Consider the following 19,840-nt stretch of genomic DNA (forward strand, 5'->3'; position numbering starts at 1 on the left):
ATCAACGTCAACGGGAAACTGGAAGTTTTCTGCTAAATTGTTGATAGATTTCCGTACGTTTCCTAGTCCCTTCCTCTCCTCCATTGCTCAAGAAGGAGCCTTTGTTCATCACTGAGGCTACGGTCAAACGTATTGCGCCCAGGAACAAAGTCTTCTTTCAGACTGCGCCCGATCTCCTTCTGGTTTTGCCGGATTTTCACCAGAAGTTCCCCGGCAGGAAGGCGCAGGGCACCTTTGCCGAAAATCACATGCTGTTCGGTCATATCAGAGGTAGCCACATAGATTCTTTTACGCCGGGAGACGTGTTCTGTAACCAACCGTTCAATGAGTTCATCTGCCGTTTCTTTTTCTTTAGTGAACAAGATAGTCAAACGGTGTTGATTGTACTTTTTTCCGAGGCCCGGAATTTTATAGGCGTCAAAAACCAGGTATACTTTTATTCCGGAATATGACTGGTACTCTGCAAGCATATGGATTAGCCGGTCCCTTGCCTCTTCCATCCCGGAATCCATCCATTTTTGGAGATCCGGCCATGCCCCTATTATATTATATCCATCGACAATTAATACCTCTTCCATGTGAAACCGACTCTTTAACTTGAGCTTCTTTGTCTGGCAACCTCATACATAAGTACCCCGGCAGCCACGGAAGCGTTCAGTGAATTAATTTGTCCGTGCATAGGCAATTTGACGAGAAAATCACATTTTTCTTTCACCAATCTGCCCACACCTTTATTTTCGTTTCCAATCACTAGGGCAATGGGCATTCTGAAATTGGAGCGATAGACGTCCTCCGCTTGGTTAACATCAGTACCAGCCACCCAGATTCCCTTTTCCTTGAGTTGTTCTATAGTCTGGGCCAGATTCGTAACCCGGGCTACAGGCACATACTCAACAGCACCGGCAGATGTTTTCGATACTGTTGCAGTAAGGCCTGCGGATCTTCTTTTTGGAATGATCACACCATGAACACCTGTACAGTCAGCAGTCCGAAGAATTGAACCGAGATTATGCGGATCTTCGATTTCATCCAAAATTAGGATAAACGGGTCTTCCCCTTTTTGTGTGGCCTTATTCAAAATATCTTCAACAGAGGCATATTCGTAAGCTGCTACTTGGGCAACTATCCCCTGGTGCTGAATCCCTTCCGCCATTTGGTCCAGCTTCCGCCTATCTACCGTCTGTACAATAATCCCATGCTTTTTGGCTTCCGACAAAACGGAGCCCGCCTGCTGTTTGCCGGCATTTTCAGCGATCCAGATTTTGTTGATAGTTCTTCCGGATCGCAGTGCTTCAAGCACGGAATGTTTGCCGCCAATAAATTCCTCCATCGATAATTTTCCTCCTAGTTATTTCTCTTCCGCGGCTTCGATCGAGGATCTCATGATCTCTTCCAGCCGTTCATACTGCTGGGTGTAATATAAATACCCCAGCAAACATTCAAAAGCGGTACTATGTCTATAGTCTATAATGTCAGCATTCTTGGGCACAGAACCTGACTTCGCATTGCGTCCGCGTTTTACTATATCTTTCTCTTTTTCCGACAACTCAGGCATCAGCATTTCAAGCGCTCTTGCCTGGGCTTTGGCAGAAACAAAGCGCGTGGCCTGCTGATGTAAATAATAGGGACGCTGATTTGGTTTTGAAATTACATACTGTCTGACAAAAAGGTCATATAGGGTATCTCCCACATAGGCCAGAACAAGAGGGTTCAACAAATTCGCCGGCTGGGCCGGCGGGAAATAAAAGAGGTTAGATGAGCTATATGTCATTATTTTTGCCGCCATCTGATGCCTTGGGGTGTATCCTCCAGAAGAATCCCTTTTTCCGTTAAGATATCCCGGATTTCATCTGCCCTTGCCCAATTTTTGGCCCGTCTTGCTTCTGTCCGTTCTGCTATCAGCTTCTCTATTTCTTCATCCATCAGATCTGTTTCCTCCGGCTCAAGAATGCCTAGCACAGTATCAAACGATTTAAACTGGTCCAGTAGCATTTCGAGGGTGGAAACATTAACCCGCTCTTCTTTTAGTGTATTGTTAGCTTCGGAAACCAGCTCAAATACGGCTGTAATGGCATCAGGCGTATTAAAATCATCATTCATCTTAGCTTCAAACTGCGCTTTGATTGCTTGAATACGATTCTTGACCTGTTCATCGGCAGGCCCTTCCTGAGCGATTTTCAGCCGATGCTTCAAATTAGTTACGGAATTCATGATCCTTTCTAGTCCGTTAGCCGCCTGCTCCAAGCCGTCCGAGTTAAAATTAATCTGATTCCGGTAATGAGCCATCATCATGAAAAGGCGCAGTACTTGGGGTTTTACCCGCTTCAAAATTTCCCGGACCAGCACTCCGTTACCAAGTGATTTTGACATTTTTTCATTATCAATATTTAAGAAAGCGTTATGGAGCCAATACTTTGCCATAGGTTTACACGTAAGGGCTTCGGTCTGGGCAATTTCACATTCATGATGAGGGAAGGTTAGGTCCACACCGCCACCATGAATATCAATAGTTTCACCCAAATATTTGTGTACTAGAGCGGAGCATTCAATATGCCAGCCCGGCCGCCCATTTCCCCAAGGACTGGACCAGTATACTTCACCGGGTTTGGCCGCTTTCCACAAGACAAAATCCTGCGGATTTTCTTTCCTTTCATCCACTTCAATCCGAATGCCATATTGCAGCTCATCCAGATTTTGATGAGAAAGCTTACCATAATCCGCAAATTTCTGCGTACGGTAGAACACATCTCCTCCGTTCTCATAAGCATAGCCTTTGTCAACCAGCGACCGGATAAACGAGATGATCTCATCCATATTTTCGGTGACGCGGGGATTGATATCCGCCTTACGAATTCCCAACGCTTCCATATCTTCGAGGTAAGCCTCAATAAACCGGTCAGCAAGCTCTTTTACAGTTTCTCCGGTTTCCTCCGCTTTGCGGATCAATTTATCATCCACGTCGGTAAAATTAACAACATAAGTGACATCATATCCGAGGTAAGTCAGGTAACGGTGTACTACGTCAAAAAAGATGGCAGGGCGTCCATTGCCGATATGAATATAGTTATAAACCGTTGGGCCGCAGACATACATGCTCACTTTACCCGGCACTACGGGTTTAAACTCTTCTTTTTCTCTGGTCATGGTATTAAACATTCTGAGTGTCATGTTCCTTGACTCCTCCGTTTCTATTCTTCGCTTTTTCCTTCTCCAGTTCCAACCGGAGCTCGTCAATCTGCTGCTGCATATGTTTACATACATCCATCACAGGGTCGGGCAGATTGGCATGGTCCAGCTTATTCACCCGCATGCCGTCGCGTTTCACCACTTTTCCCGGAATGCCAACAACAGTACTATTCGGAGGAACTTCCCTAAGTACAACTGCATTGGCCCCTATGTTCGAATTATCGCCTACTTTAAATGAACCTAACACTTTGGCTCCGGAAGAAATGACCACTTTATTGCCGATTGTGGGGTGCCGCTTTCCTTTTTCTTTACCAGTTCCCCCTAAAGTAACTCCCTGATAAAGGACCACATCATCCCCGATGACACAAGTCTCGCCGATTACTACTCCCATCCCATGGTCAATAAAAAGCCTTTTCCCGATAACAGCCCCAGGGTGGATTTCAATCCCGGTAAGAAATCGTGAAATCTGAGAGAGAATCCTGGCTATCGTGAAAAAACGTTTTCGAAAAAACCAGTGGGCTATCCGGTGCCACCATATCGCATGGAGCCCGGAATAGGTAAAAACAACTTCAAACATGCTTCGTGCCGCAGGGTCGTTATCAAAAACAGCCTGTATATCAGACCTGATTGTTTTCCACATCGTGTTCACCTTCTTTGGGTGGAATCCTAGAAAATACTTTAATCACCTGAATGACTACTTATTTTTCTGGAATCATAAGGAAGAAATCGGAGCATCTGGTCTTTAAAAAAGCCCCCACAGCCGAAACGGCTGCAGAGGCGTGTAGGACGCGGTTCCACTCTGCTTGATTGCCACCGCAGACCACTTCCGCGGTTGGCCATCATACTTGAACACATAACGGCGTGTACCGGTTACACCTACTGCGGAAACAGTTCGGCATAACAGCTCCCAGGTGCATTTCCTCATAAGGGGAATAGATAACTCTCAGCCTATATATAGGTTATCCTCTCTGTATATTCCCTCATTATGCATACTTTCCTGTTCAGTGCTTTTTGCTTTTTCCTGTCAATCTAATAGAATTTGCTACTAGTATAGCGGAGTTTCCTTCAGTTTACAATAAGTTCTCCAATCTTGCCGTAACTTTTTCACATCCCAATAATTGAACGGTCATATTCAGATCGCGGCCATGCATTTGGCCTGTCAAAGCTACACGAATCGGCATAAATAACTGTTTGCCTTTATAGCCCGTTTCTTTCTGTACCTGCTTAAGCATTGCTTTGATGCTATCCGCCGTAAACACATCGGCCTGCCTTACCTTCTCCAGGAAACTGGCAAGAACAGCCGGTACCTGCTCCTCTTTAAGCACCGGGGCCGCTTCGTCCTCCACGGTCAATTCCTCACGGAAAAATACGTCCGTCAAAGGCACGATTTCCGCCGCATATGTTAATTGCTCCTGATACAACGCAATCAGGTCTTCAGCCCATTTTTGCTGCTCTTCTGTAAGCTTCTCAGGCAGCCTTCCCGCCTTTTGCAGATGAGGCAGAGCAAGCCCCGCTATCCGCTTCAGATCAGCCTTTTTGATATAATAATTGTTCATCCAGTTCAGCTTATCCATATCAAAAACTGAAGGACTCTTTGCCACACGGTCCAGATCAAACTGGCGGATCAGTTCCTCTTTGGTGAAAATCTCCTCCTCACCCTGAGGAGACCAGCCTAACAGTGCAATAAAGTTCATTACAGCTTCAGGCAGGTAGCCAAGCTCCTTATACTGTTCTGCAAACTGGATAATCGATTCATCCCGTTTGCTCATTTTTTTACGGTCCTGGTTCAAGATCAGGGACAGATGGGCAAACTCCGGAACAGTCAAACCCAGAGCTTCATACATCATAATCTGGCGCGGGGTATTGGTTAAATGTTCCTCTCCGCGAATCACCAGATTGATTTTCATCAGATGATCGTCAAGGATAACAGCAAAATTATAAGTGGGAATTCCGTCCGGCCGGACAATGATAAAATCACCGATTCCGTCAGACTCAAACTCCACATGCCCACGAACACGATCATCAAAAGCAATGACCCGCCCCCGGGGTACAAGGAAGCGTATCGACGGTTTTCGTCCCTCCATCTGATACTGAGCTTTTTGTTCAGCTGTAAGATGACGGCATTTGCCGGAATACATCGGGGTTTCCCCGCGAGCTTCCATCTCCGTCCGCTCAGCTTCCAGTTCAGTTTCTGAGCAATAACACTCATAAGCATTTCCTTCCCGCAGGAGCTGCTCTACAAAAGGCTTGTACAAATGAAGACGCTCCGTTTGGCGGTAAGGGCCATAAGGCCCTCCAACATCGACACTTTCGTCCCAGTCCAAACCGAGCCACTTCAGCCCGTTTAATTGATTTTCAACACCACTCTCTACATGTCTTGTCTGATCGGTATCTTCAAATCGAATTACGAACTGCCCACCAAAACGGCGAGCAAGTAAATAGTCAAATAAGGCCGTCCGTGCCCCGCCAATGTGTAAATGTCCGGTTGGGCTGGGCGCATAACGCACTCGAATCTGTTCTGTCATCGTTAACCCCTCTTTACTTCATCTATCGGAAGAAAACCCGAATTATGAAATAGATTTATGAAGTTGATTCTATCATAAATCCCTGATCAAACAAACTACGGATTGAGCCGCAATACCTTCCCCGCGTCCTGTAAAGCCCAGTTTTTCTGTCGTTGTAGCCTTAACGTTCACCTGTTCCTCATCCGCTTCCAACACTTCAGCAATGATTTTCACCATAGCCGGGATATGAGGATTCATTTTAGGCTGCTGCGCAATAATAGTGGAATCGGCGTTTCCAAGCCGGTATCCTTTTTCCTTAGCCAACCCCCATACCCTTTTGAGCAGCACGAGGCTGTTGGCATCTTTGAATTCCTCTTCCGTATCCGGAAAGTGAGTACCAATATCTCCAAGTCCGAGCGCTCCCAGAATGGCGTCCGTAATGGCATGTAACAATACATCAGCATCGGAGTGGCCCAAAAGCCCTTTTTCATAAGGAAGTTCTACTCCTCCAATGATACATTTGCGTCCCTCCACAAGCTGGTGCACATCGAATCCTTGTCCTACTCTGATCATCTACAATTCCTCTCCCTTGTTCTGTAAGATGCATTCAGCCCAAGGAAGGTCCTCGGGTGTTGTGATTTTTATATTCCTGTAATCGCCTTCTACAACCAATACTTGAGCTCCCAGCCGTTCTACCAGCATGGCATCGTCTGTCCCGGTGAAATTATCCTGCTTAGCTTTGTCATGAGCTTTCTCCAGAAGAGAACGGCAAAAAGCCTGCGGTGTTTGAATGGCCCACAAGCTCTTGCGGTCAGGTGTAGACCGGATATATCCGGATTCATCTATAACCTTGATAGTATCTTTGACGGGAACAGCTAATACGGCAGCTCCTGCCTTCTCGGCAGCTTGCCAGCAGGCCCTAATTTGCTTGTCCCGAACAAAAGGTCTTACTCCATCATGAACGAGTATCATCTGAACGGAGGCAGGCAGTGCCTTTAGCCCTTCATAAACAGAATCCTGCCTCTCCCGGCCTCCCGGTAATACACGGACCACTTTGGTGAGCCCGTAATCTTTCACGTAAGACTTGCATCGTTCAACCTCCTGCGGACCTACTACCAGGACGATTGAATGTGTTTCCGTCATCTGCTGGAACCGTTCCAGTGTATGTACCAGAATAGGTTTTCCCCCCAGCTTCAGATATTGTTTGCTTTCTTTGGTCCCCATTCTAGAACCTTTACCGGCTGCCACAATGATGACACCGAATGTCTCCATGTGTTTCCCCCTGCTTTCCTAACCAAAACTGTACTCTCCCTATCATACTGGTTTTACTGGGCTTTTTCCAACAGTTTCGGTTTAGCAAAAATCATTCGCCCGGCAGAAGTTTGAAGCACACTGGTAACCATTACTTCCAGCATCGCACCGATAAAATCACGTCCTCCCTCTACTACGATCATTGTTCCGTCATCAAGATAGGCTACCCCTTGTCCATGTTCTTTGCCGTCTTTAATGACCTGTACGAGGATTTCTTCCCCCGGCAGTACCACCGGTTTTACGGCATTGGCCAGATCATTGATATTAAGTACGGATACACCCTGCAATTCGCAAACTTTGTTAAGATTAAAATCATTCGTTATGACTTTTCCCTCAAGTACTTTTGCCAGGCGTACCAATTTGCTGTCCACTTCCGAACTCTCTTCAAAATCCCCTTCATAGATCAGCACTTTGACATCGAGCTCTTTTTGGATCTTATTTAAAATATCCAGTCCCCGTCTGCCTCTATTCCGCTTCAATAAGTCCGAGGAATCCGCTATATGCTGCAGCTCCGCCAAAACAAACTCCGGAATAACCAGAGTGCCCTCAATAAAACCGGTTTTGCAAATGTCTGCGATTCTGCCGTCAATTATCACACTGGTATCCAGAATTTTATGTTCTTCATACGTTTTACTTCCGTCATCATTATAATGGATCTGTTTCTTGGGTTTGGACATCCACTGCTGCAAATCTTCCCTTTTGCTAAACCCTACCTGAAAACCCGCAAACCCCAGCAGTACGGTGATAGCAACAGGAAACCATGAAGTAAGCCAGTTTATCTGCGTCAAGGAAGGATAAATGAGCACCGAAATGAGTAGACCTGTAATCATGCCTATAAGTCCGGCAGCCAAATCAGCCGTCGGCACTGCCGAGACGAGGGAGACCCCTTGCTTCAGGAGATAGACACCCGTATCTGTGAGCCAGAGAGATAGAAGCATAAACATCCCCGCACCAAGTGCAGCTCCCCAGAACTGCTGCCCAGCAAGTACCTCTGCCCCTACGATTTCCTTCACATAATTAGCAGCTTCATATCCTAATAGAGCACCCATGCAAGTAAACAATAACAAGAACCATTTCTTCAAAATAGTTCACCTCCATAAATAAATACAGAACCTTTATGTTACAATTATGTTCCAAATGTTTCCTCGCTAATCATAAAAATTGAAATATTAGCCAAGGTCCTATATAATAAAGTAGAAATGATTTCAAAATGAGGTGCATGGGATGAGTGCTCCGTCTTTAAAAGATTTCCAGGATCAAGTATCTGAATTATTGTTGCGTCACCGTAGTGTTCTGGATGTTTTGTCCAAATTGCAGCAATCCGGTGCAGCTGTTAACAGGTCCGTCATCAAGTCAATAACCGAGTGCGGTTGTGTAGAAGTAACAGCCCGCAAGCAAACTTATACACCGGAAATGACATTGGAGCAGGCTAAGCTGCAGCTGAATACCCATTTAGAGGGCCAACTGTGCGAAAACTGCATGGAAGTAGTTGGGGCTGAAATTGGCAAACACCTCTTTTATTTATCCGCTCTTGCCAATCTGCTTGATGTAGATTTGGAAGAAACCGTGGAAAGTGAATCAAAAAAATGTGCTGCTCTCGGTTTATTTAATATGTCTTAGAGAAAGATAACTAGAGTGTACGGAAAACTTGACATTATCTCTTTTGACAAGACAAAAAAAGCATGTATGTCTCATTAGAGAACACATGCTTTTTCCTTTGAACTATTACATGGATGATTCGGATTTAGCCGTATCGTCCATCTTTTTGTTGCGGCGGTTTTTCTTTTTTAATCTTGTGATGGACCGGTCAACGTTTTTTTTTAAGCCATACAGGGCATAAGCCAAAAGCACCACAAGAATCATTTTAGAGATATATTGCGGATACTGAATTCCGATAATTGCGGCCACAGCTATAATGATAGGTGAAATCCAAATAGCTGCCTTCGGCAATCCCGCCTTTTTAAAATTAGGATATTTCACGTTGCTGACCATCAAATATGAAAGAAGTAATGTACCCAGAACCAGGATATACGCATGCAAGTCATTATGAAACAGGGCAAGCGTACAGAGGATTCCTCCTGCAGCCGGGATAGGCAAACCGATAAAATAGCCCGGAATCCCTGCTATTACATTAAATCTCGCCAAACGGATAGCTCCGCAAATAGGGAAAATAGCGGTCACAATCCAAGCCGTAGCTGCATTCAATTCAGTAAAAGCAGTCACATACATAATAAAAGCCGGAGCCATACCAAACGATATCACATCAGACAAAGAGTCAAGTTCTTTACCAAATTCACTTTGCGCATTCAGCGCCCGTGCTACACGACCATCCAGTCCGTCGAGCAGCATCGCTATGATAACCAGGATGGCTGCATACTCCGGCATCTCATTAAAAACCAGAATGATCGAGATGATTCCAAGAAATAAGTTTCCGATTGTAAATACACTGGGCAAAGATTTTGTAAACATATATTTAGTCCACCTCTAAGGTATACTATACCCATTTTTTATAAATGCATTACTTATTAATTGTATGCAATTTAAATATGTCTGTCAATCAATACTTGCTCTTGAATGCGGCGAAGTCCTTCTTTTATAGCCCGCGCACGCACCTCTCCGATGCCATCCACTTCATCCAGCTCTTCAATCGTAGCCGTCATAACATGGGGAAGACATTCAAATTGCTCTACCAAATTTCCGATGATAATGGACGGAAGTCTAGGAATTTTATTTAATACCCGGAAGCCTCGTGGAGATACAGGTTCTTCAGAAATGGAACTGGTATGGGGAAAACCAAGCAGCCGTATAATATGATGCGGATCGAGCAGTTCATCGGAAGACAAGCGTTTAAGCCCATTTAATACATCTTTGACTTTCTCGTCACTTGGTTCACGGATATAATCTTTAATCAAAAGTCGGACTTCAAGTTCAGTATTTCCAACCAGTTCTTCCAGCTGCATGCTGATCAGGCGTCCTTCCGTACCCAGCTCATTAATATAACGGTTGATTTCTGTCTTAATCCGAAGTACCATTTCTACACGCTGAATCACGTGAGTAACATCATGCAAAGTAACCATTTCTTCGAATTCAGATGCCCCCAGGTTAATTAAAGACTGGTCCAGTTCCGTTCGGTATCGTTCCATCGTCTGAATCGCTTGATTGGCCTTCGTTAGAATGACACCGATATCTTTCAGTGAATATCTTAATGTTCCCTGATAAAGCGTGATAATATTTCGTCTCTGTGAAATGGATACAACCAGTTTGCCGGTTTGTCGTGCTACCCTTTCGGCAGTGCGGTGCCGGATCCCCGTTTCGGAAGAGCTGATTGTCGGGTCTGGAATCAGCTGAGTATTGGCATACAGGATCCGTTTGCCATCTTCACTTAAAATAATGGCCCCGTCCATTTTGGCCAGCTCGTATAGATAGTTCGGCGAAAATTCACAGTCTATAGAGAATCCGCCGTCCACAATTTCCATCACTTCCGGACTATAACCAACTACGATCAGGGCCCCTGTTTTGGCCCTTAACACATTCTCCAGCCCATCACGGAAAGGGGTGCCAGGGGCAACCAATTGCAGGAGCTGGCTCATGATATCTTTTTTGTTGTCTTCTTTCGTCATGTTTATCCTCCCGAAGGCATATGGCTCTTGTTTTAGCCTAGTGTAATGGCTAATGCTTCATCTACCGTGTTAACCCCTATCACTTCAATCCCGCGTGGTGGTGTGAATCCTTTAAGACTTTTTTCGGGCATAATGACACGTTTAAATCCAAGCTTCTGGGCTTCGTTGACCCGCTGCTCTACCCGGGAGACTCCCCTTACTTCGCCGGTAAGCCCTACCTCACCAAAAACAACATCAAAAGGCTGGGTAGCTTGTTCTTTGAAGCTGGATGCAATACTGATAGCCGCGGCCAGATCTACCGCAGGTTCATCGAGTCTAACTCCGCCTGCGACATTCAAATAAGCATCCTGATTTTGTAAAAATAATCCTACTCTTTTCTCCAAAACGGCAATGATTAAAGATAAGCGATTATAATCTATACCTGTAGCCATCCTTCTTGGAGAAGGAAAGTTGGTCATTGAGACCAACGCCTGAATCTCAACCAATACGGGTCGTGTCCCCTCCATACTGGCGACTACCGTGGAACCTGCAACCCCCAGAGGCCTCTCTGACAAAAACAGCTCGGAAGGATTATGAACTTCAGTCAAACCGGTTTCCTGCATTTCAAAAATACCGATTTCATTAGTTGAGCCAAAACGGTTTTTGACAGCCCGAAGAACGCGGTAAGAATGATGTCGCTCTCCCTCGAAATAAAGGACACAATCAACCATATGCTCCAGCATTCTTGGTCCGGCAATGGCCCCTTCTTTGGTGACATGGCCTACCAGTACAGTAGCAATTCCTTTCGTTTTGGCAATTCTCATGAAATGCCCTGTACATTCCCTGACCTGGGATACAGTACCTGGAGCAGAAGTAACAGAAGGATGGTATACCGTCTGAATGGAATCGATAACCATAAAATCAGGTTCTACTTCCCGAATTGCCTCCTCAATGGATTCCAGATTCGTCTCGCAGAGGACATAAAGCAATCGTGACATAGCATTTAAACGGTCCGCCCGCAGCCTTGTCTGTTTCACCGATTCCTCTCCGGATATATATAAAACCTTCTGGCCGGATTTTGCTAAAGAATAAGAAGTTTGAAGAAGAAGAGTGGACTTTCCTATTCCTGGATCCCCTCCGACTAATATAAGGGACCCGGGAACGAACCCTCCCCCAATACCCTGTTGAGTTCTCTGTTCTCTGTAATTACCCTAGGCTCCGGGCTGCTTTCTATATTTATGATTGGTTGTGGTTTTTCTTTCGTTTGAAACAAGGATGAATCCATTCCTTGTGTCTTCATAATTTTTTGTATTTCCTCGACAAATGTATTCCAAGCTCCGCAGTCCGGACATTTTCCCAGCCATTTAATCGATTCGTACCCACAATCCTGACAATAAAACTTAGTCTTCTGTTTACCCATCATTCTTTCCCTTCTATTTTCGACAGACAAAGGTAATTATTTACCTATGTGTACCATTCAAAGTTTACCATTTTTAAAGAGGCTATGAAAGACCTGAACTTAAAGAAAAAAGCATTTTGCATCTATTTTGATAGCATGCAAAATGCTTTTAAGGTATTTATTATTTTTTCCTTAATTATTGATTTGCAGTTTCTGTTTCTTTTTCATTGTGCAAAACAACAAGTTCTCCACCCTGCTCATCAATTGTAAGCGAATCACCTTTGTTAATGTTACCTTTAAGCAGTTCCTCTGACAGACGGTCCTCGATGTGCTTTTGAATTGCACGACGAAGAGGTCTGGCTCCATAAGTGGGATCGAATCCTTCTTTGGCAAGGAACTTAACTGCTCTATCGGTCAGACCGAAGTCTACATCTTGTTCTTTCAGGCGTTTTCTTAAATCTTCGGCCATTAGAGTGACGATTTGCGCAATGTGTTTTTCATCCAAAGAGTGGAACACGATGATTTCGTCAATTCTGTTCAGGAATTCCGGGCGGAAACTTTTCTTCAGCTCATCCATAACTTTATCTTTCATGTAGTTGTAGTCTTTTTCCGCATCTGCAACTACAGTAAAGCCCAGTGTAGAGCTTTTCTTAATAGTTTCTGCGCCAACGTTTGATGTCATAATGATCAGCGTATTGCGGAAATCGACAGTACGGCCTTTGGAGTCGGTCAAGCGTCCGTCTTCCAGTACTTGCAGGAGGATATTGAACACTTCCGGATGAGCTTTCTCAATCTCATCGAGCAGGACGACAGAGTAAGGTTTGCGGCGGACTTTTTCCGTCAATTGGCCGCCTTCTTCATAACCTACATATCCCGGAGGAGCACCTACCAAACGGGAGGTGGAATGCTTCTCCATATATTCGGACATATCAATCCGGATCACTGCATTCTCATCACCGAACAAAGACTCAGCAAGGGCCCGTGCCAGCTCAGTTTTACCTACCCCTGTAGGGCCGAGGAAAATAAAGGAGCCCATCGGACGCTTTGGATCTTTAAGTCCTGCTCTGGCCCTGCGGATAGCCCTGCTGACGGCTTTTACAGCTTCTTCTTGACCGATGACCCGGCTATGAAGAATGCTTTCCATCTTGAGCAAGCGCTCCGTTTCTTCTTCTGCAAGCTTACGGACCGGTATTCCTGTCCAGCTGGCTACAACTTCGGCAATATCCTCGGCTGTTACTTCGGTATCCATGCTTCCTTGCTTTTGCTTCCATTCATTTTTTGTGCTTTCCAGCTCTTCTCTTAATTTCTGTTCCGTATCCCTTAAAGAAGCCGCTTTTTCAAATTCCTGACTTTGTACAGCTGAATCTTTTTCCCTGCGGATCTCTTCCAGTTTATGCTCCAGTTCTTTGAGGCTTGGCGGTACAGTATAGGAACGAAGCCTTACTTTTGAACTGGCCTCATCGATCAAGTCAATCGCTTTATCGGGAAGGAAACGGTCTGTAATGTAGCGGTCGGACAATTTAACAGCTTCCTCTATAGATTCATCTGTAATTTTCACACGATGGTGAGCCTCATAACGGTCACGCAATCCGTGCAGAATTTGGATAGCATCTTCTACAGATGGTTGGTCAACCGTAATCGGCTGAAATCTTCTTTCCAAAGCAGCGTCTTTTTCAATATATTTGCGATACTCATCGAGTGTGGTCGCACCGATGCACTGCAGTTCACCACGGGCAAGTGCAGGTTTCAGAATATTGGAAGCATCGATAGCACCTTCCGCTCCACCTGCACCGATCAATGTGTGCAGCTCGTCAATAAAAAGAACGATGTTTCCGGCTTGACGAATTTCATCCATGATTTTCTTAAGCCGGTCTTCAAATTCACCCCGGTATTTTGTTCCCGCAACTACAGAACCCATATCCAGGGTCATCACACGTTTATTTTTTAATGTTTCCGGGATCTCATTATTTATAATACGCTGAGCGAGTCCTTCCGCAATGGCTGTTTTACCGACCCCTGGTTCCCCAATCAGAACCGGGTTATTTTTTGTACGGCGACTCAACACCTGAATGACTCTTTCAATTTCTTTACTTCGCCCGATAACCGGGTCCAAATTGCCTTCCCGGGCGATTGCGGTTAAATCCCGTGCCAGACTATCCAGCGTTGGTGTATTGGCATGATTGCCTGCTCCGCTGCTGCTGGAGGTCACCTCACTGCTGCCGAGGAGTTGAAGTACTTGCTGTCGGGCTTTGTTCAAGCTGATGCCCAGATTGTTTAATACCCGTGCTGCTACACCTTCGCCTTCACGGATTAATCCAAGCAGAATATGTTCGGTTCCTACATACGTATGACCAAGTTTTCTGGCTTCGTCCATCGAAAGTTCAATGACCTTTTTAGCTCTGGGTGTGTAAGCAGGATTCGTCGGCTGCTCTTGACCGCGGCCAATAAGAGACTCTACTTCATCCTGAATTTTTTCCAGACTCAATCCCAAAGCAACCAATGCTTTTGCGGCAATGCCTTCCCCTTCACGGATTAGCCCAAGTAGGATATGCTCCGTTCCAATATTGTTATGTCCTAGACGCAGGGCTTCTTCCTGAGATAGGGATAATACTTTTTGAGCTCGTTCAGTAAATCTTCCAAACATCATAATTCTTTGCACCTCCAAATAAAAAATATGGTTAGCATCGATTCCATTAAAGTGAATTACACTTGTGCTGCTCTGCTGAATCGTTCCCTGATAATTTTGGCTCTTCGTACATCTCTTTCTTCAGCATTCAATAGCTTGCCTGCGTCCTCTTGTAAAAAGCCAGGCTGTGTGATTACAAGCAATTCGTTAAGAACTTTAGAAGGTATCTTCTGAATTAAGTCCAAATCTATTCCAAGGCGGACATCCGATAAACGTTGGGCAGCTTCTTTAGAATCCATTATAACCGCGTGCGTTAATATACCCAGAGAACGATTGATACGGTCCGCTATTTTTAGTTTGGAATCTTGTATCAATTTAGCTCTTGCGGCACGCTCATGTTCAATAATTTGTCTGGCTACACTGTACAGATTTTCAATGATATCTGTCTCGGATTGCCCTAATGTAATCTGGTTTGATATTTGGAACAAGTTCCCTAACGCCTCACTGCCTTCTCCGTATAACCCTCTTACGGTAACCCCGATTTGAGTTACAGCCGAAAGAATTCGGTTAATCTGTTGGGTTAAAACCAAGGCAGGCAAATGCATCATAACGGAAGCTCGGATACCGGTCCCCACATTGGTTGGGCAACTGGTCAAATATCCTCTTTTTTCGTCAAAGCCATAATTTAAATGGGCCTCAAAAATGTCATCTAACTGATCTGCCAAATCCCAGGCTTCCCTGATCTGAAAACCCGGGTATAAACACTGTATACGTAAATGGTCCTCTTCGTTCACCATGATACTGATGGACCCGTTATCATTAATAATGACTGCCCCGTTCCGGGATTCATTAGCCAAACCAGGACTTATTAAATGCTTCTCAACCAGCACTTTTTTCTCAAGTTCACTCATATCTCCTAACGAAACAAGCGTGAAGTGGCTGATCGTTTTTAAATCTTCATTGTTAAGCACATTTGCTACCTGGTCCAGCACTTCTTTGGACTGTTGATTTGTGGCGAGCATCGGATAAGGATAATCCTTAAGATTCCTGGCTACGCGTATTCGGCTGCTGATGACGATATCAGAATCTGGGCCGTCACCGTTCATCCATTCACTGATTGCATCTTTAACGAAACGTTCGTGGTTCATGGACACCCCACCTCCAATAACCTGTTTCTTCAAATCCCTTCGAATACAAATTTTATCCTCCACTGGTCAGTTTGCGCTCAAGTTCACGAATTTTATCTCTTAGCTGAGCGGCCTTCTCGAACTCTTCATGCTCAATGCTTCTTTGCATTTGTGCCTTCAGCTCATCAATTTCACGGCGCTGCTGAAGCTGTCCTCCTGCCCGTCTAGGAATTTTACCGCTATGAGCGGTATTTCCATGGACACGGCGGAAAAGCGGATCTAATTTGTCTTCAAAATAGTGATAGCATTGTCCGCACCCAAACCTGCCCAACTTGCTGAACTGGGAGTAGGTTAAGCCGCAGTTTTCACATCTCAAGGATGCCGGGGACTGGGAAGAAACAGAGCCGTTAGATGTCTGATCAAAGTCTAATAGGCCTGAAAGCAGATTATGAATAGAAAAACCCCCGGCCGTTCCCGGAATCAGTTCCCCTTTTTCTCTGGCACAGGATTCACATATGTGAAATTCCGTTTTTTCGCCGTTTACAATTTTGGTAAAATGCAAAGTGGCTGGTCTTTTGCCGCAATCTTGGCATTGCATGGTTTACCCCTCCTTATCTCGATAGCAAGGATATTAGCATCGCCTTTAAAATCTTAGCCCGTATTTCATCCCGAAGTGGCAGCTTAAACTGCAAAACATCCCGGGATATGGCAGCGCGAATGAGCTTTGCTTCACGTGCGGTTAAGAATTCGCCTTCCTCTAAGCGGTAAATCAATCCTTCCGATGTTGACTGGTCAATACTCTGGTTAATTGTCGTTAAAATATAATCCAAAATAGACCCATGTGAATTCAACTCAATCTTTTGAATTCTGACATATCCGCCGCCCCCACGTTTACTCTCAACTAAGTATCCCTTTTCTAAGGTGAATCGGGTACTAATGACATAATTGATTTGCGAAGGCACGCACTGAAACTGATCTGCCAGTTCATTACGCTGAATTTCGATAGCTCCATTCGGGCTTTGCTGTAATATGTGTTTTAAGTAGTGTTCGATGATTTCAGATACATTTCTCATCAATTCATCCTCCGTAAGGATTTAATTGACTTTGACTTTCTTTGACCTTAACTCAATTATAATAGGTTTAGCTGAGTTATGCAAGGGATAGGTCTTGTTTTCTTCCTCATTTTTATTCTTAACATTCTGAGCGAGTTTATTCCCCAAATCTAACAAAAAAAGCCTTATGGAATATGTCCATAAGACTTACTCATTTACTTTTACCCTGAAAACTAGCAGCGAAGCAAAGTGTACTTAGAACAGTTGTTTCTTTAGGATAAGCCCTCGACCGATTAGTATTGGTCAGCTCCACGCATTACTGCGCTTCCACCCCCAACCTATCTACCTCGTCGTCTTCAAGGGGTCTTACTACTTGGGAAATCTCATCTTGAGGCGGGCTTCACGCTTAGATGCTTTCAGCGCTTATCCCTTCCGTACATAGCTACCCAGCTGTGCTCCTGGCGGAACAACTGGTACACCAGCGGTACGTCCATCCCGATCCTCTCGTACTAAGGACAGCTCCTCTCAAATTTCCTGCGCCCACGACAGATAGGGACCGAACTGTCTCACGACGTTCTGAACCCAGCTCGCGTACCGCTTTAATGGGCGAACAGCCCAACCCTTGGGACCTACTTCAGCCCCAGGATGCGATGAGCCGACATCGAGGTGCCAAACCTCCCCGTCGATGTGGACTCTTGGGGGAGATAAGCCTGTTATCCCCAGGGTAGCTTTTATCCGTTGAGCGATGGCCCTTCCATGCGGTACCACCGGATCACTAAGCCCGACTTTCGTCCCTGCTCGACTTGTAGGTCTCGCAGTCAAGCTCCCTTCTGCCTTTGCACTCTTCGAATGATTTCCAACCATTCTGAGGGAACCTTGGGGCGCCTCCGTTACTCTTTAGGAGGCGACCGCCCCAGTCAAACTGCCCACCTGACACTGTCCCCGAACCGGTTCACGGTCCCGGGTTAGAACTCCGATACGATCAGAGTGGTATCCCAACGCTGCCTCCACCGAAGCTGGCGCTCCGGCTTCTTAGGCTCCCACCTATCCTGTACAGATCGTACCAAAGTCCAATATCAAGCTGCAGTAAAGCTCCATGGGGTCTTTCCGTCTTGTCGCGGGTAACCTGCATCTTCACAGGTATTAAAATTTCACCGGATCTCTCGTTGAGACAGCGCCCAAGTCGTTACGCCATTCGTGCGGGTCAGAATTTACCTGACAAGGAATTTCGCTACCTTAGGACCGTTATAGTTACGGCCGCCGTTTACTGGGGCTTCGGTTCATAGCTTCGGGCCTTAAGCCCTAACCACTCCCCTTAACCTTCCAGCACCGGGCAGGCGTCAGCCCATATACTTCGCCTTGCGGCTTCGCATAGACCTGTGTTTTTGCTAAACAGTCGCTTGGGCCTATTCACTGCGGCCCCCTCGAGCTATTCACTCTACCGGGGCACCCCTTCTCCCTAAGTTACGGGGTCATTTTGCCGAGTTCCTTAACGAGAGTTCTTCCGCGCGCCTTAGAATTCTCTTCTCGCCTACCTGTGTCGGTTTGCGGTACGGGCACCTGCACCTGGCTAGAGGCTTTTCTTGACAGTGTGAGATCAAGACCTTCGCTACTGCTATTTTCACTCCCCGTCACAGCCCGGCTTTCATCGTGTGCGGATTTGCCTGCACACCAGCCTCACTGCTTGGACAAGCACTTCCATCAGCTTGCGTCCCTACCCTACTGTGTCACCCCATCGCTCATAGCGGTGTTTGGTGGTACAGGAATTTCTGCCTGTTGTCCTTCGACTACGCCTTTCGGCCTCGCCTTAGGTCCCGACTTACCCTGAGCGGACGAACCTTCCTCAGGAACCCTTAGGCTTTCGGCGGATCAGATTCTCACTGATCTTTTCGTTACTCATACCGGCATTCTCACTTCCAAGCGCTCCAGCTGTCCTCACGGTCAACCTTCTATGCTGCTTGGAACGCTCCCCTACTGCCCTTAATTAGGACCCATAGCTTCGGTGGTGTATTTAGCCCCGTTACATTTTCGGCGCAGAGTCACTCGACCAGTGAGCTATTACGCACTCTTTAAATGGTGGCTGCTTCTAAGCCAACATCCTGGTTGTCTGTGCAACTCCACATCCTTTCCCACTTAACACACACTTGGGGACCTTAGCTGATGATCTGGGCTGTTTCCCTCTTGACAATGGATCTTAGCACTCACTGTCTGACTCCCGGGCACCGAGTGGATGGCATTCAGAGTTTGACTAGACTTGGTAACCCTTGGCGGGCCCCGCACCCAATCAGTGCTTTACCTCCATCACTCTAACCCGAGGCTAGCCCTAAAGCTATTTCGAGGAGAACCAGCTATCTCCGAGTTCGATTGGAATTTCTCCGCTACCCCCACCTCATCCCCGAATTTTTCAACATTCGTGGGTTCGGGCCTCCAGTGAGTGTTACCTCACCTTCACCCTGGACAGGGGTAGATCACACGGTTTCGGGTCTACGCCTGCATACTTCCAAGCAATACAAAGTATTGCTACTTCGTAAGCTTATGCTTTGCCCTGTTCAGACTCGCTTTCGCTGCGGCTCCGGCTCTTCACCTTAACCTTGCATGCAAGCGTAACTCGCCGGTTCATTCTACAAAAGGCACGCCATCACCCTGATTTCCCGAAGAAAATCATAGGGCTCTGACTTCTTGTAAGCACACGGTTTCAGGTTCTCTTTCACTCCCCTCCCGGGGTGCTTTTCACCTTTCCCTCACGGTACTGCTTCACTATCGGTCGCTAGGGAGTATTTAGCCTTGGCAGATGGTCCTGCCGGATTCCGACGGGGTTTCCCGTGTCCCGCCGTACTCGGGATCCACCTTGGAGAGAGCAGACTTTCAGCTACAGGGCTGTTACCTTCTGTGGCAGGCCTTTCCAGACCTCTTCGCCTAATCTGCTCCTTTGTAACTCCGTATAAGGTGTCCCACAACCCCAGTGAGCAAGCTCTCTGGTTTGGGCTCCTCCGCTTTCGCTCGCCGCTACTGACGGAATCACGATTGTTTTCTTCT

General features: G+C 46.0%; 16 protein-coding genes, 1 rRNA gene, 1 pseudogene and 1 other annotated feature (1 of these 19 only partly in view). Of the genes and pseudogenes, 1 reads left to right on the forward strand and 17 read right to left on the reverse strand.

The features are described from left to right. Positions 1 to 62: 62 nt before the first annotated feature. The 9 genes from BXP28_RS15580 to BXP28_RS15620 all read right to left on the reverse strand — a co-directional run bounded on the left by BXP28_RS15580 (position 63) and on the right by BXP28_RS15620 (position 8,086). Positions 63 to 578 carry an NYN domain-containing protein gene (locus BXP28_RS15580; RefSeq protein ID WP_023482186.1) on the reverse strand — a complete coding sequence of 172 codons (516 nt, stop codon included), beginning with the start codon at positions 576 to 578 and terminating at the stop codon, positions 63 to 65. Positions 579 to 592: 14 nt separating this feature from the next. Beyond that, on the reverse strand, positions 593 to 1,330 hold the full coding sequence (gene rlmB, locus BXP28_RS15585; RefSeq protein ID WP_023482187.1) for a 23S rRNA (guanosine(2251)-2'-O)-methyltransferase RlmB: 738 nt from the start codon (positions 1,328 to 1,330) through the stop codon (positions 593 to 595). Positions 1,331 to 1,348: 18 nt separating this feature from the next. Beyond that, positions 1,349 to 1,771 (reverse strand): Mini-ribonuclease 3, encoded by a 423-nt coding sequence (locus tag BXP28_RS15590; RefSeq protein ID WP_024095401.1) that lies wholly within the window; start codon positions 1,769 to 1,771, stop codon positions 1,349 to 1,351. Next, positions 1,771 to 3,168 (reverse strand): cysteine--tRNA ligase, encoded by a 1,398-nt coding sequence (gene cysS / locus BXP28_RS15595; protein WP_036655520.1) that lies wholly within the window; start codon positions 3,166 to 3,168, stop codon positions 1,771 to 1,773. The genes BXP28_RS15590 and cysS overlap by 1 nt, the downstream gene beginning before the upstream one ends. Then, positions 3,149 to 3,826, reverse strand: a complete 678-nt coding sequence (gene epsC / locus BXP28_RS15600) for a serine O-acetyltransferase EpsC (protein ID WP_023482190.1) — start codon at positions 3,824 to 3,826, stop codon at positions 3,149 to 3,151. The genes cysS and epsC overlap by 20 nt, the downstream gene beginning before the upstream one ends. Before the next feature lie 130 nt (positions 3,827 to 3,956). Then, positions 3,957 to 4,200, reverse strand: a binding site (T-box leader). Between the two features lie 56 nt (positions 4,201 to 4,256). Beyond that, complete coding sequence (gene gltX, locus BXP28_RS15605) at positions 4,257 to 5,711, reverse strand: glutamate--tRNA ligase (protein WP_024095403.1); 1,455 nt, start codon at positions 5,709 to 5,711, stop codon at positions 4,257 to 4,259. Between the two features lie 72 nt (positions 5,712 to 5,783). Continuing rightward, positions 5,784 to 6,263 (reverse strand): 2-C-methyl-D-erythritol 2,4-cyclodiphosphate synthase, encoded by a 480-nt coding sequence (gene ispF, locus BXP28_RS15610; protein ID WP_023482192.1) that lies wholly within the window; start codon positions 6,261 to 6,263, stop codon positions 5,784 to 5,786. Continuing rightward, a complete protein-coding gene (ispD, locus tag BXP28_RS15615) occupies positions 6,264 to 6,962 on the reverse strand; it encodes a 2-C-methyl-D-erythritol 4-phosphate cytidylyltransferase (RefSeq protein WP_023482193.1) in 699 nt (232 codons plus the stop codon). Positions 6,963 to 7,015: 53 nt separating this feature from the next. Next, positions 7,016 to 8,086: a PIN/TRAM domain-containing protein gene (locus BXP28_RS15620; protein ID WP_036655521.1), complete on the reverse strand. Its 1,071-nt coding sequence runs from the start codon at positions 8,084 to 8,086 to the stop codon at positions 7,016 to 7,018. Between the two features lie 139 nt (positions 8,087 to 8,225). Between BXP28_RS15620 and BXP28_RS15625 the strand changes: the two genes are divergently transcribed. Further along, positions 8,226 to 8,621, forward strand: coding sequence for a nucleoside triphosphate pyrophosphohydrolase family protein (locus tag BXP28_RS15625; protein ID WP_023482195.1), 396 nt, complete (start codon positions 8,226 to 8,228; stop codon positions 8,619 to 8,621). A gap of 105 nt (positions 8,622 to 8,726) precedes the next feature. Here BXP28_RS15625 and pssA read toward each other — a convergent pair whose 3' ends face one another. The 8 genes and pseudogenes from pssA to BXP28_RS15665 all read right to left on the reverse strand — a co-directional run. Beyond that, on the reverse strand, positions 8,727 to 9,470 hold the full coding sequence (pssA, locus tag BXP28_RS15630) for a CDP-diacylglycerol--serine O-phosphatidyltransferase (protein WP_023482196.1): 744 nt from the start codon (positions 9,468 to 9,470) through the stop codon (positions 8,727 to 8,729). Positions 9,471 to 9,541: 71 nt separating this feature from the next. Then, the gene (gene disA / locus BXP28_RS15635; RefSeq protein WP_023482197.1) at positions 9,542 to 10,621 is read right to left on the reverse strand and encodes a DNA integrity scanning diadenylate cyclase DisA; all 1,080 of its coding nucleotides are present in this window, start codon (positions 10,619 to 10,621) and stop codon (positions 9,542 to 9,544) included. Between the two features lie 32 nt (positions 10,622 to 10,653). After that, positions 10,654 to 12,020, reverse strand: a pseudogene (gene radA / locus BXP28_RS15640) (DNA repair protein RadA). Between the two features lie 175 nt (positions 12,021 to 12,195). Next, complete coding sequence (gene clpC, locus BXP28_RS15645) at positions 12,196 to 14,646, reverse strand: ATP-dependent protease ATP-binding subunit ClpC (RefSeq protein ID WP_023482199.1); 2,451 nt, start codon at positions 14,644 to 14,646, stop codon at positions 12,196 to 12,198. Positions 14,647 to 14,702: 56 nt separating this feature from the next. Next, complete coding sequence (mcsB, locus tag BXP28_RS15650) at positions 14,703 to 15,773, reverse strand: protein-arginine kinase McsB (RefSeq protein ID WP_036655525.1); 1,071 nt, start codon at positions 15,771 to 15,773, stop codon at positions 14,703 to 14,705. Positions 15,774 to 15,825: 52 nt separating this feature from the next. Further along, complete coding sequence (mcsA, locus tag BXP28_RS15655) at positions 15,826 to 16,350, reverse strand: protein-arginine kinase activator protein McsA (RefSeq protein WP_023482201.1); 525 nt, start codon at positions 16,348 to 16,350, stop codon at positions 15,826 to 15,828. Positions 16,351 to 16,363: 13 nt separating this feature from the next. Beyond that, positions 16,364 to 16,825: a CtsR family transcriptional regulator gene (locus BXP28_RS15660; RefSeq protein WP_036655527.1), complete on the reverse strand. Its 462-nt coding sequence runs from the start codon at positions 16,823 to 16,825 to the stop codon at positions 16,364 to 16,366. Positions 16,826 to 17,077: 252 nt separating this feature from the next. After that, positions 17,078 to 19,840: ribosomal RNA gene (locus BXP28_RS15665) — 23S ribosomal RNA — on the reverse strand; it runs 218 nt beyond the window's last position.

It is taken from the genome of Paenibacillus larvae subsp. larvae, from assembly GCF_002003265.1.
Classification (GTDB): domain Bacteria; phylum Bacillota; class Bacilli; order Paenibacillales; family NBRC-103111; genus Paenibacillus_H; species Paenibacillus_H larvae.

What these genes read in the sequence shown, in the direction of transcription:
- disA (WP_023482197.1), bottom strand. Translation starts at nt 10,621, where the DNA reads ATGACGAAAGAAGACAACAAAAAAGATATCATGAGCCAGCTCCTGCAA.
- epsC (WP_023482190.1), bottom strand. Translation starts at nt 3,826, where the DNA reads ATGTGGAAAACAATCAGGTCTGATATACAGGCTGTTTTTGATAACGAC.
- rlmB (WP_023482187.1), bottom strand. Translation starts at nt 1,330, where the DNA reads ATGGAGGAATTTATTGGCGGCAAACATTCCGTGCTTGAAGCACTGCGA.
- pssA (WP_023482196.1), bottom strand. Translation starts at nt 9,470, where the DNA reads ATGTTTACAAAATCTTTGCCCAGTGTATTTACAATCGGAAACTTATTT.
- ispF (WP_023482192.1), bottom strand. Translation starts at nt 6,263, where the DNA reads ATGATCAGAGTAGGACAAGGATTCGATGTGCACCAGCTTGTGGAGGGA.
- BXP28_RS15580 (WP_023482186.1), bottom strand. Translation starts at nt 578, where the DNA reads ATGGAAGAGGTATTAATTGTCGATGGATATAATATAATAGGGGCATGG.
- mcsB (WP_036655525.1), bottom strand. Translation starts at nt 15,773, where the DNA reads ATGAACCACGAACGTTTCGTTAAAGATGCAATCAGTGAATGGATGAAC.
- BXP28_RS15625 (WP_023482195.1), top strand. Translation starts at nt 8,226, where the DNA reads ATGAGTGCTCCGTCTTTAAAAGATTTCCAGGATCAAGTATCTGAATTA.
- BXP28_RS15660 (WP_036655527.1), bottom strand. Translation starts at nt 16,825, where the DNA reads ATGAGAAATGTATCTGAAATCATCGAACACTACTTAAAACACATATTA.
- gltX (WP_024095403.1), bottom strand. Translation starts at nt 5,711, where the DNA reads ATGACAGAACAGATTCGAGTGCGTTATGCGCCCAGCCCAACCGGACAT.
- cysS (WP_036655520.1), bottom strand. Translation starts at nt 3,168, where the DNA reads ATGACACTCAGAATGTTTAATACCATGACCAGAGAAAAAGAAGAGTTT.
- ispD (WP_023482193.1), bottom strand. Translation starts at nt 6,962, where the DNA reads ATGGAGACATTCGGTGTCATCATTGTGGCAGCCGGTAAAGGTTCTAGA.
- BXP28_RS15590 (WP_024095401.1), bottom strand. Translation starts at nt 1,771, where the DNA reads ATGACATATAGCTCATCTAACCTCTTTTATTTCCCGCCGGCCCAGCCG.
- clpC (WP_023482199.1), bottom strand. Translation starts at nt 14,646, where the DNA reads ATGATGTTTGGAAGATTTACTGAACGAGCTCAAAAAGTATTATCCCTA.
- mcsA (WP_023482201.1), bottom strand. Translation starts at nt 16,350, where the DNA reads ATGCAATGCCAAGATTGCGGCAAAAGACCAGCCACTTTGCATTTTACC.